Raw genomic sequence first — 24,193 nt, 5'->3', positions numbered from 1 at the left:
AAGCCCGCAGCAGGGGCCGCGCTACTCGCGTTCGGCCAGGTAGCGCGTGGGCGTCACGCCGAATGCGGCGCGGAAGCTGCCGATGAAGGCACTGGTGCTCTCGTAGCCCACCGACAAGCCGGCCTCGGTGACCGAGCCGCCGCGGCACAGCAACTCCAGGGCGCGCAGCAGGCGGGCCTGCTGGCGCCACTGTCCGAGCGTGACGCCGGTTTCCTGGCGGAAGCGGCGCATCAGCGTGCGCGAGGACATGTTCAGCCGCTGCGCCCATTCGTCGATGCCGGCAGTGTCGTCGGGCCGGTCCAGCAAGGTATTCGCCAGATCCTGCAAGCGCGCATCGGCGGGCATCGGCAGCAGCACGGGCTCATGCTCGCGCTGCTTGAGCTCTTCCAGCAGCACGTCGAACAGCTGCTGCTGGTAGGCGGGAGACAACGTGGTGTTCGGCTGGACCGAGGTAAAGCGCTCCATCAAGGCTTCGATCAACCGGGACGCAGGCCAGGACCGGCAGCGGTCCGGCAGGCGCCCGCAGGCATCGCGGCGCACATACAGGAACGAGCCGCGCGCCTCACCGAACCAGCGTGCGCCATGCTGCACGCCCGGCGGAATCCAGCCCAGGCTGCCCGGCATCACCGTCCAGACCTGAGCGCCCGCCTGCACCACCACCAGCCCCTCGTGCACCAGCACCAGCATGCCCTCGTCATGAACATGAGAGGGCACGGCAATACCTTTGGATTCGCGCCGCCCCTGGACGCTGAACGGCGTCAGCAATACGTCCGGCAGGGGAGGCGCCACGGCCACATGAAGCATGGTTGGCAGGTTTGAGCTACAGGTTGACGGTTTCCGGCGAGCGGATCCAGTTGGAAATGTACATCATTCTCACCTGGATATCAGCCCCGCAAGGAGAACCCCCATGGACCACTCAAGGCTGCGCCATGCCGGCATCAAGGCCACCTTCCCGCGGATGAAGATCCTGGATCTCTTCTATCAGCACGCCGGCCTGCACATGAGCCCGGCCGACATATACCGCCACCTGCTCTCGGACCACAGCAACATCGGCCTGGCCACGGTTTATCGCGTCATCACGCAACTTGAAGGCGCCGGCCTGCTCAAACGTACTCAGCTCGACTCCCACACCACGGTGTACGAGCTCAATGACAAGGGGCACCACGACCATCTGGTCTGCACCGATTGCGGACGGGTCCTGGAGTCCAGCGACCCGGCCATGGGCCAGTTGGTCAGGAAGATCGCCAAGCACAGCGGCTTTCTGCTGGACTCCTACAGCCTGGTGCTTTACGGCCACTGCGGCTGCGGCAAAGACGCCGCCGCCCTTCCTCACGGAGAATTCGAATGAACCACGAACAGTTTTTCTTCCACGACCTGTCCCAGTTTCCCATCGTCACCGCCAGGCATGGCGGCGCGCCCGACGGCTATTCCGCCAGCTGGATACGCGAAATGGAGATGCTGGTGGACAACCCCCGGCACTTCGTCATGGTGGTGCCCGACATGCGACAGGAAGCCGGCCAAGCCGACCGCAAGGCCATGATCGAATGGCAGACCGCCAACATGCCGCGCCTGAAGGCCCGCTGCCGCGCATTCATCGCGGTGGAAGGCGACGCCGAAACGCTGGACAAGATCCGCAAGCGCGGCGAAAAAATGACCCGCGCCTTCGGCGTGCCGTTCCTGGCCGTGGCCACCGTCGGCCAGGCCGCGCAATGCGCCCGAGAACTGCTGGGCCAGTCGGGCCCGGGAGGCTTCATCGTGGACTAAGGAGCCCGTCGGCTTAAGAGTTGGCCGCCAGCGCCGTAGTCCATTGATGTGATGGCGCAAGTACCCGCCGGGTGGCGCGCCCCTCCAACCTCAGGACCGGCCGCCCTGCATGAACCGCGCTCTCGCCTGCATTTTTTGCCAATCGACGCTTGCGCAAGGCGCCCCGCTGCTCGAAAAGAACGGCGCAGCCATCTGCAAGACTTGCGCCGACACCTTCTCGGCCTTGTTCGCCGAGCGCGCCTGGACCATGGCGGCCAGCCTGCAGGAACAGCTCGACGTGCTGCTGGAGGAAAGCCGGCGCGCCCTGGCGCATAGCGAATTGATGGCGGAGCGCGCCCGCAGCTGCGGCCTGAGCCTGCACGATCTCTCGGCCATGCCGGCCCGCACCCTGTCCTGACATCCCCCCGTCAGCGCCCTCCCCCTGCGATTTCCACGCGCTGGTCGATGGCGCCGAAGGGCATGCCGCCATCCGGCCCGCGCGCGTAGATGCGGACCCGGTCGTCGCGCCGCAGATAGGGCGGCAGGCGCTCTTCAGGCATGCCGTCGAGCTGGCCGCGGACCCGCGCTTCGGTGATGCAGGCGCTGCCCGCGGCGGGATCCGCATTGCTGATGGTCCCCGCGCCGACGATGCTGCCGGCCGCCAGGCTGCGCGTCCTGGCCAGGTGCGCGATGATCTGGGCGAAATTGAAGACGATCTCGCTATTCGCATGGGGCTCGCCGAAACGCTCGCCATTGATCTCTATACGCACGGGCAGGTCCAGCATGCAATCCTTCCAGGCGCTGCCCAGCGCGTCCGGCGTCACCGCGATGGGCGCGAAGCTGGTCGCGGGCTTGCTCTGGTAGAAGCCGAAACCCTTGGCAAGTTCGCTCGGAATCAGCCCGCGCAGGGAAACGTCGTTGAGCAGGACCACCAGGGCAATCAGACCGGCTGCCTGCGCCGCGCTGGCGCCCATGGGCACATCCTTGGTAATCACCGCAACCTCGGCTTCCAGGTCGATCAGATGGGCCTCGTCGACCGCCACAATGGGCTCTTCCGGCCCGAGCATCACGTCCGACCCGCCCTGGTACACCAGCGGCTCCTCCTCATAGCGCGGCGGAATGGGCTCCCGGCGCCACTGGTAGATCAGCCGCGCATGATTCCGGTAGACCGAGGCATCCGCCCACTGGTAGGCCCGCGGCAGCGGGGCCATGCATTGGCCCCCATCGAACGCACCGGCACCGGCGCCGGCCCACTCGCTCGTGTCGAGTTCCTGACTGCGGCGGACGAGCTGCGGCGCCAGCGCATCCCAATCATCCAGCAGGGCCTGCAACGTGGCGGCGCCGGCCCTGGCGGATGCCCAGCGCTGCCCGCAAGCGCTCACCAGCATCAATTCCCCGTCGCGCGTACCGTTCCTGCGCGTCGCCACGCGCAATGGCAAAGCCGCCTGCGTCATGCCAAGCTCCCCGGCGCTGGCGCGAAGCCGCGCTTATCCTGGGTCCAGAGGTCCAGCGCCGCACGGGCCTCGCGCTCGTAACCCTCGACAACCTCCGGCGCCGCCACTTCGACCGTCAGCTCCAGCCGCAAGCCATTGGGATCGAAGAAGTAGATCGATTCGATGTAGCTGTCGTGGTCCGTGACGCCGACCACCTCGACGCCATGGGCTTCGAGCCTGGCTTTCATGGCAAGCAGATCGTCGCGCTCCGGCACCCGCAGGGCGATGTGGTTGACCCACCCCGGGGTGTTCGGCGACGGCAGCGCCGCGGTCTGGTCGCCCAGGTCGAAGAACGCGATGCAGGAGCCGTCGCGCATGCGGAAAAAGATGTGCACGTACGGGCAGAATTCCCCGGTGCTGGGTACGGAGTCCTTCTTGATGACATGCACCAGCGGCAAGCCCAGCAAGTCCTCGTAGAAGCGCCGGGTTTCCTCGGCATCCCGGCAGCGCCAGGCGAAATGATGCAGTCCCTGCACGGGACGGGCGGCAGTATGGTCCATAGGGTTCCTCAATCGAGCGAGATCTTGTTGGCGCGGATGACTTCGCCCCAACGGGCCGATTCGGCGCGCGCCAGCGCCCTGAATTCATCGGGAGTTCCAGGCAGGGGTTCAAAGCCGAACTCGGCAAAACGCTTGACCACATTGGGGTTGGCCAGGGCGGCGTTCAGTTCCTGGTTCAGGCGCGCGACCGCTGGCGCCGGCATCCCCTTGGGGCCGAGCATGCCCTGGAATGCGAAAACCTCCGCGTCCGGCACGCCCAGTTCGGCCAGTGTCGGTACGTCCGGCAACAACGGCGAACGGACCTGCGAACCGATGGCCAGCGGCCTGACCTTGCCGGCCTTGATGATCGACGCTCCAGAAGCCAGGTCCAGGAACATCACCGGAACCTGCCCGCCCATCACGTCCTGCATGGCCGGGGCGGCGCCACGGTAAGGCACGTGCGTCAGGCGCGCCCCGGTACGGCTCTGGAACAGTTCCATGGCCAGATGATGCGGCGAGCCGTTGCCGACCGAGGCATAGTCCACCTTGCCTGGCTCGGCCTGCACGCGCGCCATGAAGGCTTTGAAGTCCGCGGCGGGAAACGCCGGGTGAACCACCAGCACCAGCGGAAACTTGCCGATGGCGCCGATGTAGGTGAAATCCTTTTCCGGACTGAAAGCCAGCTTGCGGAACAGGTGCTCGTTGAAGGCCAACACGCCATTGTCCGCCGACATGACGGTATAGCCATCGGGCTTGGCGTTCGCGACCTGCTCCGCGCCAATGTTGGTCGCGGCGCCCGGCCGGTTGTCGATGATGATCTGCTGCCCCAACGCGGCGCGCATGGACTCCGCCAGCGTGCGCGCAAGATTGTCGGTGCCGCCGCCGGCGGGATACGGCACCACCCACTTGATCAATTGTTCTGGATACTTGCCCTGGGCGCGGGCCAGCGGCGTGGCAGCCGTCAAGGCCGTGGCCGCCAGCGCCTCGAGGAAATGGCGTCGATTCAAGTCTGTCTCCTTTTGAATGGTCGTCGCCGGTCAATCGGCTGAAAGCGAAGGGTTGGGCAAATCGCGCAAGGCTTGCTCGATGGCGTCCAGGCAACGCTGCTCGTCCTGGACCTGCTCGAACAGCAGCAAGGCCAGGCGTGCCAAAAACAGGGACTCGCGTCCGCGCCCCGCGGTAGCGATGGCGTTACTGCAACGGGCGTAGATGCGATCCTGGACCGCGGCGTCTTCAATCATTGGATGGCTCCTTGCGCGCCGCAGGCGCGTTGGATGGCGGATAGCACCGTGTCCAGCGACGGCGAACGCCATCGGCCGCAAACATGGCCGTCAGGCCGCAAGAGGTAGGCCATGCCGCTCTCGGACCCGGGCCGCATCGCATCCGGGGCCGCAACCGCGACGCAGCGGCAAGGCAGGAATCGCCACGCCGCCGAGGTCGTCACCGCTTCCAGCGCGTCCTGCCCCGGCCATGCCGCGAACACCAGCAAAGTAAAACCGCCGGGCGTCAGCAGATCGGTCAGGTGTCGGCCATCCGCAGTCTGGCCATCCACCAACGGCGCGCCAGGCGCCCATGCGCCGCCACCCTCGTCTTCCGTCGACAGCGGCGAATGCGCATAGGCCAGGGCTTGCGTCTGCCGCGGATTGACCAGACGTCCAATCCCCCGATGCCGGCCAGCCAGCGACAGGCTGGCCTCGCGCATCAGATCGAAGCCCCGATGCGGCGGCGACATGAATTCGGTGCTGCGCATGGCATTCTCGGCATTGACGTGGAAGGCCTGCCGCCGCTCGCTGCAATAGCTGTCCAGCAAGGCTTCCGTGCCTTTCCCTTGCAGCACGGCTGCGAGCTTCCAGACTAGGTTGTCGGCGTCGTCAAAGCCCGAGTTCAGCCCGCGCACGCCGAAAATCGGCATGGCATGCGCGGCGTTGCCCGCGAACAGGATGCGGCCATGACGATAGGCATCCAGCGTCATCGCGCCGGCGCGGTACACCGAGGTCCACACAGGCGTCCACGGCAGATGCCCTTCGCCGATGGCATCCAGATGCGTCTGCACAAAGGCGCGCACCGGGTCCGGCTGCAAGGCTTGCGCAGCGTCCGCGCCGGCCTTCAATTGGTAGTCCACGCGCCAGATGTTGTCCGGCTGACGGTGCATCAATATGGTGGTTCCGCGCGCCCAGGGCGGATCGAACCAGGCGCGGCGCTCCGCCGGATGCTCGCTCGCCAGTTCGATATCGACGATTGCATAGCGGCCTTGGTAGCCGGTGCCTTTCAGCTCCAGGCCCAGGCTGGCGCGTATGAAGCTCTGGCCGCCATCGCAGGCCAGCAGCCAATCGGCGCGTGTGTCGTAGCTTCCCAGCGGATTTTCGATCCGCAGCGTCACGCCGGTCGCGTCGGGCCTGCACTCGGTCACCTTGCTGGCCCAGCGGATATCCACCCGTCCCGGGAAACGGCGGTTGATTTCGTCGATGGCATCCAGCAGGAACTGTTCGATGTAGTACTGCTGCAGATTGATCATCGGCGGGTACTTGTCGCCCTGCGACGACGGCATATCGAACACCAGCACTTCCTCGGTGCCGTAATAGCTGCGGCCCTGCGTCCAGGCCAGGCCCTTTTCCATGAAGGCCGGCGCCACGCCCAGACGCTCCAGGATTTCAAGGCTGCGGCGCGAAATACAGGCTGCGCGGCTGCCCTCGCAGACCGAGTCGTCGGCCTCGATCACGACACTGTCCATGCCCAGCCTGGCCAATCCCAACGCTGCCGCCAGCCCCACCGGACCACCGCCTGCGATCAGCACGCGATGATGCCGGGCCTCCTCGCCTGGCGGCGCGAGCTGGGGAAGCGAGGGCGGGAAGCGCCGGTACTCGAAGGGTCCGATTCTTTCTAGGGGCATGCGCAAGTCCTGATCGTGTCATCAAACAACCGTATTGGCTTGCGTCATATTCTGCTGGGGCGGACTCGTTAATATGTCCTAATTAATCAGGACAGGCTAACCCGCTATGAAACTGCTGCCGCTTCCGCCGCGCCCCCCGCCTCCCGGCCAGGATCTGAGTGTCGCGCTGATGAATGCCATCGGCGCCGAGAACTTCGCCGCCGAGGTGCTGGACGCATTGGGCGCTACGGTGCCCGCCAGCCATTGCACGGTATTCGCGCTGCGCAGCAGCGGCCGCGTGGAAGCCGTTTCCAGCGCCAGCGCCATCGGCGAAGTGGCGACCTTGACCGCCATCGAATACATGCGCCTGGGCTTCGACAAGCAGGACTCAAACATGATCTGGCTGTCCAGGCGCAAGCCGGCGAAAGCGCGCCAGCTGTGGATCGGGCACCAGTTCGCGGCAGAGGTCGCGGATGCGCACTACCGCCGCGTCTGCTACGACGACCCCGGCATCCGCGAGCGCATGTCGCTGCTGGCCGTGTTTCCCGACGGCTATCGGGTGGCGGTCAGCCTGCACCGGAATTTCTCATATCCCGACTATGGCCCCAAGGATTTCGAGCGCATGTCGCAGCACGCTCCCCTGATTGCGGCGGCCGTCATGCGCCATGTCCAGGTGACCCGGCGCGCGCCCGCTGACCAGCCGCTGCAGGTACAGCTCATGACCAAGCTATCGGGCCGCGAACGGCAACTGGTCACGCATGTGCTGGACGGCCTGACCACCCGGGAGGCCGCTCGCGAAATGGGCGTATCGGAGACCACCGCGCTGACGTATCGCTACCGGGCGTTCCAGCACCTGGGCGTACGCAACCATCGGGAACTCATGGTGCTGCTGGGCGCGAGCATGCCCAAACGCAGCAGGGCGGCGCGTTGACCCGCGCCCCGCATGCCGGTCTCATGGACGAACAGGTTCCGCGAGGTCCATGTAGACCGGATTCTTGCGCGCCGGACGGCCTTCCTTGCTGGAGGTGGCCATGGCGTCCCGAGTGGCGATCAGGCAATCGATAAAGCACTCGGCGGCTGGCGTGGGCGGCGATTCCTTCCTCGCCAGGATCGAGATCCGGGCAGAGGGAAGCTCGTGCGCCAATGCCATCATGCGCATGTTCGACGGCAGGAGATCGTGCTCGAACAATGGGCGCACGAAGATGCCCAGCGCATCGCTTTTGGCCATGATGGCCAACGCAACCGCCACCGAATGACAGGATATGGTGTCGCGCGGCAGGGACAGGCCGTGCGCGGCGAAGGCCATCCTCAACAGATTTGCAGGAGCTTCCGAATTGCCTGGCACCAGCCAAGGCGCGTCATGCAGTTCCGCCAGACTGCGCGCCCTGCGCAACGGGTGGCCCAGACGCGCACCGACCGCGAGCGGCAGCGTGAACAGCGGCCGGTGCGCGAAGCCGTCGCTGATCTCCCCGTCGTACTCGGTCTGCACGAGAAAATCGTAGCGGCCCGACTCCAGCTGCTCATGGCTGTAGGGCGGCGCCACTTCATTGAACGAAACCGCCACGCGCGGCATGCGTGCGCGAAAAGCGACCAGCGCGTCCGGCACGACCACCAGCGCCGCCGAGCTCACGGCCAAGTTCAACGTGCCGCCCTCGCCATCGCGCATCTGTCCGATTTCCTCGCGAGCCCGCCGGGCCTCCTGCATGATGACGATGGCCCGCTTGTACAACGCTTCGCCGTAGGTCGTCAGTTCCACGCCCTTGACGCTGCGGCGTACCAGCTCGACACCCACGCTCTGCTCCAGTTCGCGCAAGCTGCGTGTCGCGGCAGGCTGCGTTACTGAGAGCGCGCGTGCCGCGGCGCGGATGCTGCCATGCTCGGCAATCAGCGTGAAGGCGCGCAATTGACGTAGGTTCATGCGTTCGACTCCGGCGGATTTGTGGAGATATAAAAAAAACAGATCGCAGCACCCGATTTCTGTCTTTTTGATTCTATGGCAACCGTATGGCGCCTGCGAGCGGAAGTCCCGGGTCCGAAGTCAAGGCCGGCCTGCGGCAGAAGCGCCGCCTCGGCTAGGCAGCTACGGCGTCCCCAGGGGTAGAAACGCCACTCGCCCCGGTATCTGCACTGAATTTCCTGGGTAATTTACCCTATAAAAAAAAGTATTCATTAGAACTTAAATTCTGTCTTTTTCTTATTCCAAGGCGTCCTTATAGTGCCCTCGAAGAGGAGTCGAAGGCCCGGAATCACGAGCCGACCCCTCTCAACAGACACGAGGGGACACCATGTCTATCGCAATCGCCGCAGCCGCGCCCAGCGCGCTACATACGCCATCCATGCGCCGGCGCGTCATCGCCGGCACCACCATCGGCAACGCACTCGAATTCTTCGACTTCACCGTCTTCACTTTCCTGATGCTGGTGCTGGGCCCACTGTTCTTTCCGGCCGCCTCGGGCTACGGCCAATTGCTGTTGACCACCGCCACTTTCGGCGTGGGGTTCCTGATGCGGCCCGTGGGTGGCATGCTGATCGGCTCCTATGCCGACCGCCACGGCCGCCGCGCGGCCATGACCCTGACGCTGTGGCTGATGGGCCTGGGCTGTGCCATGATCGCCGTGGCGCCCACCTATGCGCAATTGGGCATGGTCGGCCCGGTCATGATGGTGCTGGCCCGCCTGATCCAGGGCTTCGCCGCCGGCGGCGAGGTCGGGGCCTCGACCACCCTGCTGGTCGAACACGCGCCGCGCGGCAAGCGTGGCTTCTATTCCAGCTGGCAATACGGCAGCCAGGCCCTCGGCGTCACGCTCGGAGCAGTGGTCGTGATGCTGCTCAACATGGGGCTGACCACGGAGCAGATGCAGGCCTGGGGCTGGCGGGTCCCGTTCTTCATCGGCATCCTGACCGTGCCGATAGGCGCCTACATCCGCCGCAATCTGGAAGAAACCCTGACCGTCGAGCCCCCGGCCGCCAAGCCGGCGCACACCAAGGGCTTGCATCGCGCCGCCACGCATCAGCCCCTGCGCCGGATCTTCACCGAGCACAAAGCAAGCGTACTCAAAGGCATGCTGCTGGTAATTGGCGGCATGGTCAGCACGCAGATCCTCAACTTCTACATTCCAACCTACGCCCACCGGGAACTGGGTCTGCCTGCCACCTCCACGCTGTCAGCCAGCGTCGTGTTCGGCGCTCTCGGCTTCGCAGTCGCCCCCTTCATCGGCATGCTGGCCGACCGCTACGGCCGCAAGCGCGTGATCTTCTGGTCTCGCGTCACAACGCTTGCCATCCTGCTGCCCGGTTTCCATTGGCTGATGGCCGCGCCCAGCACCGAACGGCTGATGCTGCTCACCGCTGCCTTCGCCCTGTTGGTGGCCCTCCAGTCGGCGCCGGCCTTCACGATGCTGCCTGAACTCTTCCCAAAATCCGTGCGCACGACCGGCATGTCGGTAGTGTACGGACTGGGCATCTCCGTGTTCGGCGGCTTCGCGCAATTCTTCGTGACCTGGCTGCTGCATGCCACTGAAAACCCCATGTCTCCAGCGTGGTTCCTGATGGTGACAACGGCGCTTTCAACCCTGGTGCTGTTCTGGATAGACGACCGCACCCATGACGACATCGACGCGCAGGCTGCGTGATTCCGTAAAGCCCGAATTTCCCTTCAACATTGAGGATCACATGACGAAATCACCCGTGCAGTCCACGCGAACCGTGCTGGAGAGCGGCTTCAAGATCGTTCCCGGCAAAGAGGACGGTTTCGCCCGTTTCAACGATGCACTGCATCCCGTCGCGGTCAGCCAGGATGGCTTTGAATCGGTGTATGGCGGGGCAATCCTTGATTCAGCCTGGCGGTATGTAGGCGTGCGCTTCGCCAGCGCCGAACAAATGGACGCCTGGCATAACCACCCGCGGCACAAGGCTGCCCAGAAGGCGGCGTACGACCGTTGGTGGACAGCGGTCTATATGCGCAAATGGCGTGAACCCGCGCCCGGTGAAGCCATGACCGGAAAAGTCATGACCGAAACTCGTCTGGCCGTCCCCAGCCCCCTTGCCGACGCGCAGCTCCGCGCCTTGACAGAGATCCTGGCCTGTCTGGCCGAGATTGGCGCCTCCCCCTTGGAAACCCTGACGGGGGAGTACGAAGCCCGTCCCTACCAGCTCATCGGCCCCGACAACGCCCCGCCGGAAACCGGCGGTGTCGTCTATTTGCTGATCACCCACTGGCCCACTCCCCAGGCTGCCGCCGCCTGGCGTGAGTCAACGGCGTACCGCGCGCTTCAGGACATCGGCGCCGTCACCTCCGACACATTCATGGCCATGCCTGAGACCCGGCCGCGCGACCATCTGCGCGACGACAAGTTGCAACGGGAATGGACGCTGCAGGGCCAGAAGCAGCCCACGACAACCTGAGAGCCATCCTGCCCACGCAGCCCGAGGCACATGCAATGCAAGGTCCAATCCATCCATCGGACTGCCAACGGCATCAGGGAAATTTGGTGCAAAAAAAGGGGGCCGCACTATATAAAAATGTGAGCACCAAAACAAATTTTCTGTCTTTTTCTTATCTCAGGGCATCCGTATAGTGCCCTTCGGGGAGTGGCCCAAGGCCCGGGACCACGGATCGGCTCCTCCTCAAACAGACACCAGGGGAAACCATGTCTATCGCAATCGCAGCAGCTGCGACCAACTCACTACATACGCCGTCCATGCGCCGGCGCGTCATCGCCGGCACCACCATCGGCAACGCACTCGAATTCTTCGACTTCACCGTCTTCACTTTCCTGATGCTGGTGCTGGGCCCACTGTTCTTTCCGGCCGCCTCGGGCTACGGCCAATTGCTGTTGACCACCGCCACTTTCGGCGTGGGGTTCCTGATGCGGCCCGTGGGCGGCATGCTGATCGGCTCCTATGCCGACCGCCACGGCCGCCGCGCGGCCATGACGCTGACACTGTGGCTGATGGGCCTGGGCTGTGCCCTTATCGCCGTGGCGCCCACCTATGCGCAATTGGGCATGGTCGGCCCGGTCATGATGGTGTTGGCCCGCCTGATCCAGGGCTTCGCCGCCGGCGGCGAGGTCGGAGCCTCTACCACCCTGCTGGTCGAACACGCGCCGCGCGGCAAGCGCGGCTTCTATTCCAGCTGGCAGTTCGGCAGCCAGTCGCTAGGCGTGATGCTTGGGGCGCTGGTCGTGACGCTGCTGACCATGGGGTTGACCACCGAGCAGATGCACGCCTGGGGCTGGCGCGTGCCGTTCGTCATCGGCATCCTGACCGTGCCCGTCGGCGCCTACATCCGCCGCAACCTCGAGGAAACACTGACGAGCTCGCCCCCGGACTCCGGCAAATTCCAGCCTGCGGCACTACGCCGTGCCACCCCTCACCAGCCGTTGCGCCGCATCTTTGCCGAGTACAAGGTCACCATATTGAAGGGCATCCTGCTGTTGATCGGTGGCATGGTCAGCACGCAGATCCTCAGCTTCTACATGCCGGCGTACGCCAACCGGGAACTGGGCTTGCCGGCCACGTCCACGCTATCGGCCAGCGTCGTGTTCGGCGCGGTCGGCTTCCTGATTGCCCCGTTCGTCGGCATGCTGGCCGACCGCTACGGCCGCAAGCGCGTGATCTTCTGGTCGCGCCTCGCCACCCTGATCGTCCTGCTCCCCTGCTTCCAATGGCTGATGGCCGCGCCCAGCACCGAGCGGCTGATGCTGCTCGTCGCCCTGTTCGCGCTGCTGGTGGCCCTGCAGTCGGCGCCTGCATTCACGATGCTTCCCGAACTCTTCCCCAAGGCCGTGCGCACGACCGGCATGTCCGTCGTGTATGGATTGGGCATATCCGTGTTCGGCGGCTTTGCGCAGTTCTTCGTGACCTGGCTGCTGCACGTGACGGGAAATTCCATGGCGCCGGCGTGGTTCCTGATGGTGGCCATAGCCCTCTCCACGGTGGTGCTGTTCTGGATTGACGACCGCACCCACGACGACATCGACGGCCAGGAGGCCTAATGCAGCACGGTTCCAGCTACTTTTCCCGCAGCTACGAAGAAGCGCGCCATCGTTTCGTGCTGGCGGCCAAACCCCTGGCCACACAGTTTCAATCCTATGTCATCGAACCCGCCGGCCGCCACGGCGAAGCCCTGGCGACCGACGTCGCGCTGATCGGCCCGACCGACGCTGAACGGCTGCTGATAATGACCTCCGCCACACATGGCGTGGAGGGCTTCTGCGGCTCGGGCTGTCAACTCGCCCTGCTGGACGATGCCGCCATGCTGGAGCGCGCCCGCAGAGCCGGCGTGGCCGTGCTGCTCGTGCACGCCATCAACCCGTATGGGTTTTCCTGGCTGGCGCGCACGAACGAAGACAATGTCGACCTGAACCGCAACGACCAGACCTTCGACGGACGGTCCCTGCCCCAGAACCCCGGATACGCGGGGATACATGACCTGCTGCTGCCTGCGGAATGGCCAGCCACGGCTGCGAATGCCTCGCGGATCGATGCCTATATCGCCGAGCATGGCCGGTCGGCGTTCGCGCAGGTCGTGACCCGCGGGCAGTACACGCATGCCGACGGCCTGTTCTACGGCGGCACGCACCTTACGGCATCGCTGCTGAACCTGCGCCATATCCTTCAGCAGCACGGCAGCCGCAGCAAGCATATCGGCTGGATCGATGTGCATACAGGCTTGGGGCCGCGCGGGCACGGCGAAAAAATATACGCGGGACGCCGCGATGCCGCCGCTGTCGCGCGCGCGCGCCAATGGTGGGGCAGCGATATCGCGGTTCCCTACGAAGGCAGCTCCGCTTCCGCGGACATTACCGGCCAGTTGGCCGGCCTGATCTACCAGACCTGCCCCGACGCCCAGCACACGCCGATGGCACTGGAATTCGGCACTCTGCCTTTTGAAGACATGATCGAAGCGCTGCGCGGCCGCAACTGGCTGCTTGCGCATCCTGGGGCCGACGACGCCAAGCGCGACGCCATCCTGAACGCCACGCTGGAAGCGTTCTACTGCAACGCCGCCGATTGGCACGGCATGATTCTGGGCCAGAGCCGCGTCGCCGTGCTGCAAGCTCTCTCCGGTCTGCAGGAGGCTTGATGCGAACCAGCGCCAGTTACTTCTCCCGCAGCTACGCCCAGGCGCGCGAGCGCTTTGCGCTGGCTGCCAGGCCGCTCGCCGATTCGTTCCATTCCTATGGCATCGACCACGCCGGTAGGGAAGGCGAGGCGCTGGCCACGGATGTCGCCTACATCGGCGATCCCGATGCCGACCGTATGCTCATCATGACTTCCGCCGTATTGGGAGTGGAAGGTTTCTGCGGTTCGGGTTGCCAACTGGCGTTGCTGGACGATAGCGTCATGCTGAGCCGGGCACGCGAGGCTGGCGTGGCCTTGCTGCTGGTGCACGCGGTCAACCCTTACGGTTATTCGTGGATCGCGCGCACCGACGAATGCAATATAGACCTGAACCGCAATGGGCTGCCCTTCGATGGGCGGCCGCTGCCCGTGAACCCTGAGTATGCGCGGATACACGACCTGCTGCTGCCTGATGAATGGCCTCCCACGCCATCAAACCAGCAACAGATCGCTCAATTCATCGCCGAGCACGGACAGTCCGCCTTCGCGCAGGCGGTCTCGCGTGGCCAGTATACGCACGCCGACGGCCTGTTCTACGGAGGCGACCGCCCCGCGGCATCGCTATTGAACCTGCGCCGAATCCTGCACGAGCATGCGCGCACACGCACCCATATCGGCTGGATCGACGTGCATACCGGTTGGGGGCCTCGCGGCCATGGCGAAAAGCTCTATGCCGGCCGCCACGACGATGCCGAGGTATCGCGCGCGCGCCAATGGTGGGGCAGCGACATTACCGTCCCCTACCAGGGCAACTCGGTGTCAGTCGATATCTCCGGCCAGCTCGCCGATCTGATCTATCAAGCCTGCCCGTTGTCCTTGCCGACCTCGATGGCCATCGTGTTCGGGGCGGTGCGCTTCGACGCAATGGTGCATGCGCTATGCGGCCGGAACTGGCTGCACGCGCATCCCGAGGCCTCCCAGGAGCTACGAAGAACCATCCTGCAAACCACACTGGAAGCGTTTTATTGCAACGAGGAAAACTGGCACGGCATGGTGCTGGGGCAGACCCGGGTGGCGGTTCTGCAGGCGCTGCGCGGCTTGCAGGCGGCTTGACACAGAAAACCGAAAGGATTGCGCCGACGCTTCCGTCCCCGCGGCAGGTGTTGGCTTCATCTCAAGATACGGAGGTGCATCACATGGACCGGTCGGGCTTTACGGAAGAACAGATCAGGCACGCGTTGAGGCAGGCAACGCTAGGCACGCCGATATCCGATATCTGCACGCGCATGGGCGTGAGCGAAGCCACTTTCCACGCATGGAAAGTGCACTACGACGGGCTGGCGTCCTACGAACTGAAACTGTTGAACAGACTCGAGAACGAGTGCAATCGCCTAGAGCGCTTGATCGCCATCCTGGCGCTCAACAAGGTCATACTGCAAGACACGCTCGGGGCAAAGGAATAAAGCGTACGCGACGCAGCGCCTCCTTTCCGACGCCTTCCGCACGTTGAAATCTCTTCGTCTTCACTGTTCTTTTGAAATCCCTGAATCGCTACACGGTGGCATATGTCATCGGCGTTCTGATCCCGGTCAGTGCGCTGATCGGCATCCAACTGACCCATAGCTGGCACGCCCATACGGCGGCGCGCGATGCCAGGTCGAGCCTGTGCGTCGTCCAGGGCACGCTGGACGCGATGGCTGCCGTCCTGATGGAGCGCGGGTCGATGAATGCCGCACTGATAGAAGGCCAGCCCGTATCCGAGGCCAGGCAGCAGGAGTTGCAGCTCGCGCGCAGCGCCAGCGACAGCAGAATCGCCGAGCTGCTGGCGCTGCACCAGACTCGCAACTGCGACGGCTGCAGGGACGCGCAAGGCACCATCCAGCATATCGCGCGAACCCTGGTCCAACACCGCGCCCTGGCAGATCGGCTCATTGCCAGGCGACGTACGCTGATCAGTGCCGAGGAGCTCAACGACGTGGTGGTGATCATGGCCGGGCTCATTCCCGCGCTTGAGGAAACCGCGCTCGACAACTCCGCCGTTGTGATCCGCCATGAAGTAGAAAGCCCCGGCCTCATGACCATTGCCTTGCTGGCGGCGGGCCTGCGCGAGCAGGCCGGCCTGCTTGGTTCCGCCTTCATGCCTGCACAGGTTCAGCGCCGCCCTTTAAGCGACGAGGAAACGCAGCGTATCGAGCAACAACTGGGCCGCGTCGCCCAATTGCGCGCGCTGCTCGAAGTACAGCTTTCCACCCATGCGGACCTTGAAACCCGAGCGTATCCGCGGGTTCAATACGAGTACTTTGGCGCGGGCCTGGAGTACATCGCAGCGCTGCGCCACGCGCCGCCTGCATTGGCCCACTCGCCGCCTCACGAGGCTGGCATGCAGGAGCGTTACGTTCCCCTGATGCAATCCATTCTCGACTTCCGCGATGAAGTGCTGAACGTATTGCAAAAGCTGCTGGAACGCCAACGCGTCAATGCGCTGACGGAACTGGTCACCACCACGACGGTCGCGATCGTGCTGCTGCTGGCCGCCACCTGGGGATTCACCAAGTTCCGCTGGCGTCTGATACGCCCATTCGTCGTGGCCACCGAGATCATCAACTCACTCAACGACAACGCCCCCGCGCCGATCTCTGCCGCCGGCTATCGCAAGGAGGTCCGCGGCCTGTTCGATGCCATCCAGAAATTGAAGGACAACGCCATCGCCAAGTCCCGCACGGAGCATGAGCGCGAGCGGCTCATCGCCGACCTGGCCGCGTTGGCGGAGACAGACTTCCTCACTGGATTGCTCAACCGGCGCGCGTTTCATGCGCGCGCCGAAGCCTTGTGCGCCAGCCTGGATGAGCCAGGACAGATGCTGACGCTGATCGTCTTCGACATCGACCATTTCAAGCGGATCAACGATTCCTACGGCCACGCCGGCGGCGACAACGTGCTGGTGGCCGTGGCGCAGGCCTGCCACCAGACATGGCGCCGCTCGGACATCGTGGCGCGCATCGGCGGTGAGGAATTCGCCGTGCTGTGCACGGTCCGCAGCACCGCGCAGGCCAGCGCAATGGCGCAGAGCATGCGCCGCCGCGTCGAGCGTCTGTCGGTACCGCTGGACGGCAAGACCATAGAGTCCATCACCAGCAGTTTTGGCGTGGTCTGCGCGCCGGCGGATGAAATCCACGATATCGATGCCCTGCTGAAGCAAGCAGACGAGTTGCTCTATCGCGCCAAGGCCTCTGGCCGCAACTGCGTCATTACGCAATCCGAAGACGCTTGAGCGCTTTCGCACAGCGGCGAGAACGCGCCGCACGCATCGGTCCTCGGTCTTTCACAAGATAGAAAAAAGTACTTGGTGGAAAAAAATTTCTGTCTTTTTCTGCGTGCAGCCCATCCGTATAGTCCGGACGGAGTAAGCCGAATACAGAAATTCCACTTTGAAAGCGAAAGAGCAATGAAACCGTCAAACCTGAAGATGCGTACCCGCCTCGCCATGGGCTTTGCAATGATCATGGTGGCGCTGTTGGTGTCTGGCGTGCTGGGCACGTTCGGCATCCGGGCGTTGGAGCAGGATGTCTACCAGATCACCGCCATCAACAATGAACAGCGGCGTCTGGCCATCGATATGCGCTACCAGGTCCAGGAACAGGCCATCGCGATCCGCAACATCCTGGTCCTCACAGATCCGAAAGTGCTGCAGGCCGAAGTGCTGCGGGCGAATGAAGCCGAGAAGCTCTACAACGAATCGCGAAATCGGCTGGGCGGCATGTTCTCGAGCCGTTCCAATACCACCAGCGAGGAATCACGCCTGTTCGCCGCCGCTGGGGCCGCACAACAAGACATGCGCTCACTGTTCGTTCGCGTGCAGGAAGAAGGCATGAACGGTGACCGGCAGGCCGCGCAGCACCTATTGGAGGATGAATTGCGGCCCAAGCAGCGCGTGCTCCAAGAGACACTGTCCACGCTCGCCGCGCTCGAGACGCAGATCAATGACGCGCGTGCGGCGGATACCCGGACCCTCGCGAACCAATTGCAGTGGGCGGTGGGAATAACCGTCGTGGTCGCGCTGTTGCTTGGCGTGGCTGCAGCCTGTCTCACGGCGCGCAGCATCCTGCGCCAATTGGGTGGCGATCCTGGCGATGCGCAGCTTCTGGCGGTGAACATCGCCGATGGCGATCTGAGCAGCCGGCTGCAGCTCGATCCCCGCTATGACCACAGCCTGATGCACGGGCTGGAAACCATGCGATCGCGCCTGTCCAGAATCGTCGATGCGATCAAATCTTCCGCCGCGTCCATCTCGACGGCGGCAGGTCAGATTGCCCAAGGCAATGCCGACCTGTCGCACCGCACTGAAGAGCAGGCAGCGTCATTGGAAGAGACCGCGGCCAGCATCGAACAGCTGACGTCCACCGTGCGGCTGAATCAGGACAATGCGGCCAGCGGCGACGAACTGGCCTCCGAAGGCGCCAGGGCTGCGGAGAAAGCGGGCGGGGTCGTATCCGAAATGCTGGCGGCCATGACAGAGATCTCCACCAATTCCGAAAAGGTCGGGCAGATCGTGTCGCTGATCGAGAGCATCGCCTTTCAGACGAACATACTTGCGCTGAACGCGGCAGTGGAAGCCGCAAGAGCCGGGGACCAGGGTCGGGGCTTCGCCGTGGTGGCCGGCGAAGTCCGCGCGCTGGCCCAGCGCAGCGCCACCTCCGCCAGGGAAATCAAGGATCTGATCGAGACCTCGACTTCCGTGGTCCAGGCGGGCCGGGACCTCGCCGTACGGGCAGGCCAAGACATGGAGGACGTCGTCACGTCGGTCATGCGCATGAAGACAATAACCGGAGAGATCGCGACAGCCTCGCGCGAACAGGCCATCGGCATCGAACAGGTCAACGTGGCCATCGCCCAGCTGGATTCCGTGACGCAGCAGAATGCGGCCTTGGTCGAGGAATCCGCAGCGGCGGCGCTTTCGATGGCGGAACAGGCGCGGGATCTGCTGCAGGCGGTCGAAGTGTTCAAGACCGCATCGTCCGTCACCGCGCGGCCTGTGCCCATGGCGGAGCCTGCTCTCATCGCGTTCGCGGCACCGACGTAGGAGAATTGCAGGGGGACCGATCGCGACACGCGCCGCTTTCGGCCACTCCTGCCCCAACTGGTTCAATAACCCAGCCACCAACGAAAAACGCCGCTAGAGATAGCGGCGTTTCTTCTTGGTCAGCAATGCTTGGACGGCGCTGCTGCGTACTGCGGGAATTGGGGTGGTGGGTTGTGCGAGACTCGAACTCGCGACCAACGGATTAAAAGTCCGCTGCTCTACCGACTGAGCTAACAACCCGACCGAAGCCAGAAATTATGGCCGATTTGGGGCGGTTTGTCAAAATTCGACGCAACAGCCCTGCACAAGGCCCCCAGCCCACAATGAAAACGGCCGCTCGCGGCGGCCGTTCTGGGAACTTCGGGCAGGCGCTTGGACTTACCAGGCGGCCACCACGGCGCCCTTGTACTTGGTCTCGATGAACTGCTTCACGGCCGGGCTGTGGTAGATGCTGATCAGCTTGGCGAACTCGGGACGGTCCTTGTCCTTTTCACGCACGACCAGCACGTTGGCGTAAGGCGAGTCGGGCGATTCCTGGGCGATGGCATCCTTGGCGGGGTTGAGACCCGCTTCCAGCGCGAAGTTGGTGTTCACGGCCGAGGCATCGGTGTCGTCCAGCGAGCGCGGCAGCTGAGCAGCGTCCAGTTCGATGAAACGCAGCTTCTTGGGGTTCTCGACCACGTCGATCGGGGTCGCCTTCAGGCCCACGTCGGGACGCAGCTTGATCAGGCCATTGGCCTGCAGCAGCAACAGGGCGCGGCCGCCGTTGGTCGGGTCGTTCGGCAGCGCGATGCGCGCGCCTTCCTTCAGCTCGGACAGCGACTTGATCTTCTTGCTGTAGATGCCGATGGGGAAGATGACCGTCTTGGCGATGCTGACCAGCTTGTAGCCGCGGTCCGCATTGGCATTGTCCAGGTAAGGCTGATGCTGATAGCTGTTGGCGTCGAGGTCGCCCGCGGACAGCGCGACGTTGGGCTGCACGTAATCGGTGAATTCGATGACCTGGATGTTCAGGCCCTGCTTGGCGGCTTCCTGCTTCACCACATCAAAGATCTGGGCGTGCGGGCCGGCGGTCACGCCGATCTTCAGCGGCTTGTCCTGGGCCAGCGCGGGCTGGGCGAAAACGGCGGCGCCGAGTGCGAACGCGGCCAGCGACTTCAAAACCTTGATGCTCATGTTGCGATATCCCGAATGTCGGAAGTGAGAAGAAAATGGTGCGGCGGGCGCGGGATCAGCGATGCGAGATGCGGCGCACGTAGCGGTCGCCCAGGCTCTGGATCACCTGGACCAGGACGATCAGCACGATGACCACGGCGGCCATCACGTCGGATTGGAAGCGTTGGTAGCCGTAGCGGATGGCCAGGTCGCCCAGGCCGCCGCCGCCGATGGCGCCGGCCATGGCCGAGTAGCCGATCAGGCTGACGACGGTAACGACGGTGGCGGCGATGAGGCCGGGCAAGGACTCGGGCAGCAGCACCTTCATGATGATCTGCATCGGCGATGCGCCCATGGCGCGTGCGGCGGTGATCAGGCCGGGGTCGACTTCACGCATGGCGTTTTCGGCGATGCGGGCCATGAACGGAATCGCGGCGACCGACAAGGGCACGATGGCGGCGGTGGTGCCGATGGAGGTCTGGGCCACCAGGCGCGTGAACGGAATGATCGCGACCATCAAGATGACGAACGGCACCGAACGCGTGGCATTGATCACCGCCCCCAGCACGTGGTTGACGGACTGGTTCTCGAGCATGTTGCCGCGGGCAGTCACCGTCAGGATCACGCCCAGCGGAATGCCGACCACCACCGCGATGGCGCTGGCCACACCCACCATCAACAGGGTGTCAAGCAGCGACGTAATAAGCAGGTCGATCAGTTGCGGACTCATGAGCTATTTCTTCAACGGTAATGTCACGGGCGGCCAGCGCGGCAATCGCGTCCTTGACCGAAGCGGGCGCGCCTTGGGCCAGCACGAACATCGTGCCGACAGCCACGCCCTGGATGTCTTCGACGCGCGCCTGGATCAGGCCCACGTCCAGGGAGAACTGTTTGTACAGGTCGGACAGGAAGGACCCCGACGCGTCGGTGCCGGTCAACGACAGGCGCAGCAGGCGCACCGCCTGGCCCGGCTTGGCCGCTACGAGCGCCTGGATGCGTTCCTTGACCGCCGCCAGCGTGGCGTCGGTCAGGTCGGACGCGGTGGCGGCCGACACCATGGCGCGAGTCACTTCGTGGCGCGGCTGCGCGAACACTTCGCGCGTGCTGCCCATTTCGACCACTTCGCCCTGCGACAGCACGGCCACGCGGTCGCAGACCTCGCGCACGACTTCCATCTGGTGCGTGATCATGACCACGGTCACGCCGGTCTTGCGGTTGATGTCGCGCAGCAGGGCCAGGATGTTGTGCGTGGTTTCCGGGTCCAGCGCGGACGTGGCTTCGTCGCTGAGCAGCACGTCAGGATTGTTGGCCAGGGCGCGGGCAATGCCTACGCGCTGCTTCTGGCCGCCGCTGATCTGGCTGGGATAGCGGTCGCGCAGATGCTCCAGGCCCACCAGCGCCAACAGGCGCTCGACGCGGGCAGGAATCTCGGCCTTGGCCACGCCGGCGATTTCCAGCGGCAGCGCAACGTTGCCGTACACCGTGCGGCGCGACAGCAGGTTGAAGCCCTGGAACACCATGCCGATACGGCGGCGCTGCTGGCGCAGCTGCGCTTCGCTCAGGCCGGTCAGGGACTGCCCGCCGATGGCGATCGAGCCTTCATTGGGCCGCTCCAGCAGGTTGATGCACTGGACCAGCGTGCTTTTGCCGGCCCCGCTGGGGCCGATGATGCCGAAGACCTCGCCCTGCTGGATGTGCAGGTTGATGCCGCGCAGCGCCTGGAATTCTCCGTGCGGCGTGGCGTAGGTCTTGGATAGGTTCTCGATCTGAATCATGGCAAGCGATTTTGTATCTTTTCTCTTCTACAGAGAACGACTGTTTCTTTCATTTTTTATAACTACAAGTAATATAAAAGCCTGCGCCCGCGCCTTGTTGCGTCCCTATGGAGCACATGCCATAACGCGGAAAGGGCAGTCAGGAAGGAAAGCCTTCCTGACTGCCCAGTTTTTGCCGGACCGGCCGCAGCCGGTTGGTTCAGCGTGCGCGCGAGATGCGGACTTCCGCGCCGCGGCGCTTGACCTCCAGGCCCTCGGACGGAGAAATGCGCAGGCCTTCCAGCCCCTTGATGTAGCTGGAGCCCTGCATCTGCATCACGCGGATCTTGTTGCGCATGACGACCGGGTTGTGCACCGGCATGCCGAACATCCAGACCTCGTCCAGGATGCGGGCGGAGTTGAACTCGCCCGTATGCTGTGCCGCCGGCCCCAGACAGAGCATGTGCCCTTCGCGGCCGAACACCGGGAACTGGCCCAATTCGCAATCGATAGTCCAGGTGGTGCCGCCTTCATAGCGGTGCCCCGTATTCAGGTCCCACCAGGCTTCGCCCTTGGGCAGGTAGACGCGCACTTGCTTACCCGGTTCCGTGATGGGCGCTACCAGCAGGGCCGGGCCCAGCAGGTACTGCAAGTCCCAATCATGCGAGACGGGATCGTTCGGGAACGACATGGCCATGGACCGCTGCACCGGCAGGCCGGTGCGCGCCGAGTCCTCGATGGCGCCCAGCACATAAGGCACCAGGCGATAGCGCCACTGCATCCAGGTCTTGGCGTGCGCCAGGGTTTCTTCGCCGAAGTCCCAGGGCATCAGGCCGTCCACGCCCTGGAAGGCGAAGTTCGACGAGAACACGCCGGCGGTCAGCCAACGCAGATACAGTTCCGGCGTCATGCTGGCGCGGTCGCGCGCGGCCGAGCCGATGCCGTGCACCTGGACGGGCAAGCCGCTGGCGCCGATCGACAAGGCGGTGCGCAGGGTGTGGCGCAGCCCTTCCCAGGTGTTTTCAGCTTGCGGCCCAACCTGCCACGGCAGACGCTGGGCAGCGGGAAACAGGTCGGAGCTGGGCACCACGCCTTCCGGCGGGACCTTCAGGCCAGCGACCGCATCGAACAGCGCGCGGCGCACCAGCAGCGGATACATGCTGCGCAGCGCGGGGCCGGTTTCGCCGTTGCGGGCGGTGACGCCGTCAGGGATGGCGATCTGGGCGTCGCACGCGGGCGCGTCCAGGCCGTCTTCGACCAGTTGGCGATGGCGCTCCACCCACAGGTTGTAGATGTCGCGGTAGGTCAGGTCCAGCAGGCCGTAGGGCTGTCCCGAGGTAGCGGCGTTGCCGTCGAACACCTGCGCCGAACCATCGTCCTTGGCCAGCAGCCAGCCACGGTCTTCAAGTTCTTCGAACAGCGGGCTGGTCTTCAGCACGCCGGGGAAGCCGGAAGCGGCGACATGCACATGGTGCTTATGGAACAGCGCCAGCATCTGCTTGGCGTCAGGGAAGCGCTGGGCATTCCATTCGAAAACCGTCTTGTCCGACTGGAAGCCCCAGGCCGCCGGCTGCGCCAGCGTCACGGCATCCACCGGAATCTGGTTTTCGCGCATGCGGGCTACCAGGGCCACGGTATCCGTGGGCATCTCGCCCGGGGCCTGCTGCAGCCATGCTCCCATCGCCCACAGCGAGGGTTGGCCGGCGCGGCCGGTCAGAGCGGTGTACTGATTGAGGATTTCACCGGGTTCGCCGGCGAACAGGAACACGTCCAGCACGACGTCGTCCACTGTCAGCACGTAGGCGGAATCCGCGGGCGCCACGCCCACCGAGTGCTCCACGCGGCGCATCGTGTTGACGTAGACGCCCCAGCCGCGCGGACTCCATGCCAAAGGCAAGGCGCGGTGCTCGGGATCGTCGGAAACCACGGATTCTTCGCGGCGGTTCAGGTCGCCCGGAGTTTCGCCCAGTCCGTACACGCGCTCATCGGACTGCAGCGTAAAGCCCGCCGTCCAGACGGCGTCGTCGGCCTGATCCAGCGCGTTGTGCCCGAATGCGGGCGTATGCGCGGAGACCTCGGACTCGAACACCCGCTCGTCGTTGCGGTAGATCGCGACCCGCACGGGGTTGGAGAGGATTTCCAGGGAGACGTCGCCCTGGGTGATCCGCCAGCCTTCCCCGTCGTCGCGCGGAGCGATAACGGCTTCGCCCACGGCCTCTTGGCGCGCGAGCAGCATTTCCGCCACGGCGCGAGCACGCGCGCCGGGCTTGTCATCATTAAGGTGATTCGCCTCGCCGCAGCGCAGGCGAAAAACACCAGGCGCATGCGCCTCGACTACCAGGTGCAACCCATCACCCGCGTCGAAATCGATGCGACTGGGGCGGGACGTCAACAGCTCGACATTGTCGAGCTGGGTAGTATGGGCAAAGTCGAACTTGGGCGGCACAGAGCATCCCCCGGCTTAAGCCAAAAACCATCAAAAGACGCTATTTTGACGGATTTGGGCTTTGAAATAAACTCGGTCCCTCTTTTGGATTGCGAACTCATCCATAAAA

Annotated in this window: 23 protein-coding genes and 1 tRNA gene; 12 read left to right on the top strand and 12 right to left on the bottom strand. The window is 64.4% G+C overall.

Features of this window, described 5'->3' with window-relative positions; all coding sequences use genetic code 11:
• Positions 1–21 precede the first annotated feature (21 nt).
• Positions 22–804: a helix-turn-helix domain-containing protein gene (locus AC3WOB_RS20185; protein WP_492275990.1), complete on the bottom strand. Its 783-nt coding sequence runs from the start codon at positions 802–804 to the stop codon at positions 22–24.
• Between the two features lie 103 nt (positions 805–907).
• Between AC3WOB_RS20185 and AC3WOB_RS20180 the strand changes: the two genes are divergently transcribed.
• From AC3WOB_RS20180 to AC3WOB_RS20170, 3 genes are all read left to right on the top strand, one after another.
• Positions 908–1,348, top strand: a complete 441-nt coding sequence (locus tag AC3WOB_RS20180; RefSeq protein ID WP_492275989.1) for a Fur family transcriptional regulator — start codon at positions 908–910, stop codon at positions 1,346–1,348.
• Complete coding sequence (locus AC3WOB_RS20175; RefSeq protein ID WP_492275988.1) at positions 1,345–1,764, top strand: hypothetical protein; 420 nt, start codon at positions 1,345–1,347, stop codon at positions 1,762–1,764. Before AC3WOB_RS20180 ends, AC3WOB_RS20175 begins: the two co-directional genes overlap by 4 nt.
• A 109-nt stretch (positions 1,765–1,873) precedes the next feature.
• Positions 1,874–2,161, top strand: a complete 288-nt coding sequence (locus AC3WOB_RS20170) for an MSHA biogenesis protein MshH (RefSeq protein ID WP_492275987.1) — start codon at positions 1,874–1,876, stop codon at positions 2,159–2,161.
• Between the two features lie 10 nt (positions 2,162–2,171).
• On the opposite strand, the gene AC3WOB_RS20165 is transcribed toward AC3WOB_RS20170, so the two are convergent.
• From AC3WOB_RS20165 to AC3WOB_RS20145, 5 genes are read right to left on the bottom strand one after another with little or no spacing between them, the layout of a single operon-like run.
• Complete coding sequence (locus tag AC3WOB_RS20165; protein ID WP_492275986.1) at positions 2,172–3,197, bottom strand: fumarylacetoacetate hydrolase family protein; 1,026 nt, start codon at positions 3,195–3,197, stop codon at positions 2,172–2,174.
• Positions 3,194–3,736, bottom strand: a complete 543-nt coding sequence (locus tag AC3WOB_RS20160) for a VOC family protein (RefSeq protein ID WP_492275985.1) — start codon at positions 3,734–3,736, stop codon at positions 3,194–3,196. Before AC3WOB_RS20160 ends, AC3WOB_RS20165 begins: the two co-directional genes overlap by 4 nt.
• An 8-nt stretch (positions 3,737–3,744) precedes the next feature.
• The gene (locus AC3WOB_RS20155; protein WP_492275984.1) at positions 3,745–4,722 is read right to left on the bottom strand and encodes a Bug family tripartite tricarboxylate transporter substrate binding protein; all 978 of its coding nucleotides are present in this window, start codon (positions 4,720–4,722) and stop codon (positions 3,745–3,747) included.
• Between the two features lie 30 nt (positions 4,723–4,752).
• The gene (locus tag AC3WOB_RS20150) at positions 4,753–4,956 is read right to left on the bottom strand and encodes a hypothetical protein (RefSeq protein WP_013391569.1); all 204 of its coding nucleotides are present in this window, start codon (positions 4,954–4,956) and stop codon (positions 4,753–4,755) included.
• Entirely contained in the window at positions 4,953–6,605 is a 1,653-nt protein-coding gene (locus AC3WOB_RS20145; protein WP_492275983.1) for an FAD-dependent monooxygenase, read from the bottom strand. Before AC3WOB_RS20145 ends, AC3WOB_RS20150 begins: the two co-directional genes overlap by 4 nt.
• Before the next feature lie 106 nt (positions 6,606–6,711).
• Between AC3WOB_RS20145 and AC3WOB_RS20140 the strand changes: the two genes are divergently transcribed.
• A complete protein-coding gene (locus AC3WOB_RS20140; RefSeq protein WP_013391567.1) occupies positions 6,712–7,515 on the top strand; it encodes a helix-turn-helix transcriptional regulator in 804 nt (267 codons plus the stop codon).
• A gap of 21 nt (positions 7,516–7,536) precedes the next feature.
• Here the strand turns inward: AC3WOB_RS20140 and AC3WOB_RS20135 are convergent, their stop codons facing one another.
• Entirely contained in the window at positions 7,537–8,502 is a 966-nt protein-coding gene (locus AC3WOB_RS20135) for a LysR substrate-binding domain-containing protein (RefSeq protein ID WP_013391566.1), read from the bottom strand.
• A gap of 367 nt (positions 8,503–8,869) precedes the next feature.
• On the opposite strand from AC3WOB_RS20135, the gene AC3WOB_RS20130 reads away from it, so the two are divergent.
• The 8 genes from AC3WOB_RS20130 to AC3WOB_RS20095 all read left to right on the top strand — a co-directional run bounded on the left by AC3WOB_RS20130 (position 8,870) and on the right by AC3WOB_RS20095 (position 18,729).
• Entirely contained in the window at positions 8,870–10,216 is a 1,347-nt protein-coding gene (locus AC3WOB_RS20130; RefSeq protein WP_492275982.1) for an MFS transporter, read from the top strand.
• Positions 10,188–10,988, top strand: a complete 801-nt coding sequence (locus AC3WOB_RS20125; protein ID WP_492275981.1) for an antibiotic biosynthesis monooxygenase family protein — start codon at positions 10,188–10,190, stop codon at positions 10,986–10,988. The genes AC3WOB_RS20130 and AC3WOB_RS20125 overlap by 29 nt, the downstream gene beginning before the upstream one ends.
• Positions 10,989–11,233: 245 nt before the next feature.
• Positions 11,234–12,580, top strand: a complete 1,347-nt coding sequence (locus tag AC3WOB_RS20120; RefSeq protein WP_492275980.1) for an MFS transporter — start codon at positions 11,234–11,236, stop codon at positions 12,578–12,580.
• Positions 12,580–13,671, top strand: coding sequence for a M14 family metallopeptidase (locus AC3WOB_RS20115; protein ID WP_492275979.1), 1,092 nt, complete (start codon positions 12,580–12,582; stop codon positions 13,669–13,671). The genes AC3WOB_RS20120 and AC3WOB_RS20115 overlap by 1 nt, the downstream gene beginning before the upstream one ends.
• Positions 13,671–14,762, top strand: a complete 1,092-nt coding sequence (locus tag AC3WOB_RS20110) for a M14 family metallopeptidase (protein WP_492275978.1) — start codon at positions 13,671–13,673, stop codon at positions 14,760–14,762. Before AC3WOB_RS20115 ends, AC3WOB_RS20110 begins: the two co-directional genes overlap by 1 nt.
• On the top strand, positions 14,759–15,112 hold the full coding sequence (locus AC3WOB_RS20105) for a transposase (protein WP_492275977.1): 354 nt from the start codon (positions 14,759–14,761) through the stop codon (positions 15,110–15,112). The genes AC3WOB_RS20110 and AC3WOB_RS20105 overlap by 4 nt, the downstream gene beginning before the upstream one ends.
• A gap of 230 nt (positions 15,113–15,342) precedes the next feature.
• The gene (locus AC3WOB_RS20100) at positions 15,343–16,920 is read left to right on the top strand and encodes a GGDEF domain-containing protein (RefSeq protein WP_492275976.1); all 1,578 of its coding nucleotides are present in this window, start codon (positions 15,343–15,345) and stop codon (positions 16,918–16,920) included.
• A 174-nt stretch (positions 16,921–17,094) separates the two neighbouring features.
• A complete protein-coding gene (locus AC3WOB_RS20095) occupies positions 17,095–18,729 on the top strand; it encodes a methyl-accepting chemotaxis protein (RefSeq protein ID WP_492275975.1) in 1,635 nt (544 codons plus the stop codon).
• 164 nt (positions 18,730–18,893) lie between these two features.
• Here AC3WOB_RS20095 and AC3WOB_RS20090 read toward each other — a convergent pair.
• The 5 genes from AC3WOB_RS20090 to AC3WOB_RS20070 form a co-directional block, all read right to left on the bottom strand.
• A tRNA-Lys gene (locus tag AC3WOB_RS20090) sits at positions 18,894–18,969 on the bottom strand.
• A 138-nt stretch (positions 18,970–19,107) separates the two neighbouring features.
• Positions 19,108–19,905, bottom strand: coding sequence for a MetQ/NlpA family ABC transporter substrate-binding protein (locus AC3WOB_RS20085; RefSeq protein WP_013391557.1), 798 nt, complete (start codon positions 19,903–19,905; stop codon positions 19,108–19,110).
• A 55-nt stretch (positions 19,906–19,960) separates the two neighbouring features.
• Positions 19,961–20,614, bottom strand: a complete 654-nt coding sequence (locus AC3WOB_RS20080; RefSeq protein WP_013391556.1) for a methionine ABC transporter permease — start codon at positions 20,612–20,614, stop codon at positions 19,961–19,963.
• The gene (locus AC3WOB_RS20075) at positions 20,571–21,659 is read right to left on the bottom strand and encodes a methionine ABC transporter ATP-binding protein (RefSeq protein ID WP_492275974.1); all 1,089 of its coding nucleotides are present in this window, start codon (positions 21,657–21,659) and stop codon (positions 20,571–20,573) included. Before AC3WOB_RS20075 ends, AC3WOB_RS20080 begins: the two co-directional genes overlap by 44 nt.
• Before the next feature lie 199 nt (positions 21,660–21,858).
• Positions 21,859–24,084, bottom strand: coding sequence for a glycoside hydrolase family 31 protein (locus AC3WOB_RS20070; protein ID WP_492275973.1), 2,226 nt, complete (start codon positions 24,082–24,084; stop codon positions 21,859–21,861).
• Between the last annotated feature and the right edge of the window lie 109 nt (positions 24,085–24,193).

The sequence above is a fragment of the Achromobacter sp. FW305-C-30-7 genome, from assembly GCF_058783105.1.
The sequence above is the reverse complement of the archived record's forward strand: the minus strand, read 5'-3'. Positions and strand labels throughout refer to the sequence as shown.

What these genes read in the sequence shown, in the direction of transcription:
- AC3WOB_RS20185 (WP_492275990.1), bottom strand. Translation starts at nt 804, where the DNA reads ATGCTTCATGTGGCCGTGGCGCCTCCCCTGCCGGACGTATTGCTGACG.
- AC3WOB_RS20180 (WP_492275989.1), top strand. Translation starts at nt 908, where the DNA reads ATGGACCACTCAAGGCTGCGCCATGCCGGCATCAAGGCCACCTTCCCG.
- AC3WOB_RS20175 (WP_492275988.1), top strand. Translation starts at nt 1,345, where the DNA reads ATGAACCACGAACAGTTTTTCTTCCACGACCTGTCCCAGTTTCCCATC.
- AC3WOB_RS20170 (WP_492275987.1), top strand. Translation starts at nt 1,874, where the DNA reads ATGAACCGCGCTCTCGCCTGCATTTTTTGCCAATCGACGCTTGCGCAA.
- AC3WOB_RS20165 (WP_492275986.1), bottom strand. Translation starts at nt 3,197, where the DNA reads ATGACGCAGGCGGCTTTGCCATTGCGCGTGGCGACGCGCAGGAACGGT.
- AC3WOB_RS20160 (WP_492275985.1), bottom strand. Translation starts at nt 3,736, where the DNA reads ATGGACCATACTGCCGCCCGTCCCGTGCAGGGACTGCATCATTTCGCC.
- AC3WOB_RS20150 (WP_013391569.1), bottom strand. Translation starts at nt 4,956, where the DNA reads ATGATTGAAGACGCCGCGGTCCAGGATCGCATCTACGCCCGTTGCAGT.
- AC3WOB_RS20145 (WP_492275983.1), bottom strand. Translation starts at nt 6,605, where the DNA reads ATGCCCCTAGAAAGAATCGGACCCTTCGAGTACCGGCGCTTCCCGCCC.
- AC3WOB_RS20140 (WP_013391567.1), top strand. Translation starts at nt 6,712, where the DNA reads ATGAAACTGCTGCCGCTTCCGCCGCGCCCCCCGCCTCCCGGCCAGGAT.
- AC3WOB_RS20135 (WP_013391566.1), bottom strand. Translation starts at nt 8,502, where the DNA reads ATGAACCTACGTCAATTGCGCGCCTTCACGCTGATTGCCGAGCATGGC.
- AC3WOB_RS20130 (WP_492275982.1), top strand. Translation starts at nt 8,870, where the DNA reads ATGTCTATCGCAATCGCCGCAGCCGCGCCCAGCGCGCTACATACGCCA.
- AC3WOB_RS20125 (WP_492275981.1), top strand. Translation starts at nt 10,188, where the DNA reads ATGACGACATCGACGCGCAGGCTGCGTGATTCCGTAAAGCCCGAATTT.
- AC3WOB_RS20120 (WP_492275980.1), top strand. Translation starts at nt 11,234, where the DNA reads ATGTCTATCGCAATCGCAGCAGCTGCGACCAACTCACTACATACGCCG.
- AC3WOB_RS20115 (WP_492275979.1), top strand. Translation starts at nt 12,580, where the DNA reads ATGCAGCACGGTTCCAGCTACTTTTCCCGCAGCTACGAAGAAGCGCGC.
- AC3WOB_RS20110 (WP_492275978.1), top strand. Translation starts at nt 13,671, where the DNA reads ATGCGAACCAGCGCCAGTTACTTCTCCCGCAGCTACGCCCAGGCGCGC.
- AC3WOB_RS20100 (WP_492275976.1), top strand. Translation starts at nt 15,343, where the DNA reads ATGGCTGCCGTCCTGATGGAGCGCGGGTCGATGAATGCCGCACTGATA.
- AC3WOB_RS20095 (WP_492275975.1), top strand. Translation starts at nt 17,095, where the DNA reads ATGAAACCGTCAAACCTGAAGATGCGTACCCGCCTCGCCATGGGCTTT.
- AC3WOB_RS20085 (WP_013391557.1), bottom strand. Translation starts at nt 19,905, where the DNA reads ATGAGCATCAAGGTTTTGAAGTCGCTGGCCGCGTTCGCACTCGGCGCC.
- AC3WOB_RS20080 (WP_013391556.1), bottom strand. Translation starts at nt 20,614, where the DNA reads ATGAGTCCGCAACTGATCGACCTGCTTATTACGTCGCTGCTTGACACC.
- AC3WOB_RS20075 (WP_492275974.1), bottom strand. Translation starts at nt 21,659, where the DNA reads ATGATTCAGATCGAGAACCTATCCAAGACCTACGCCACGCCGCACGGA.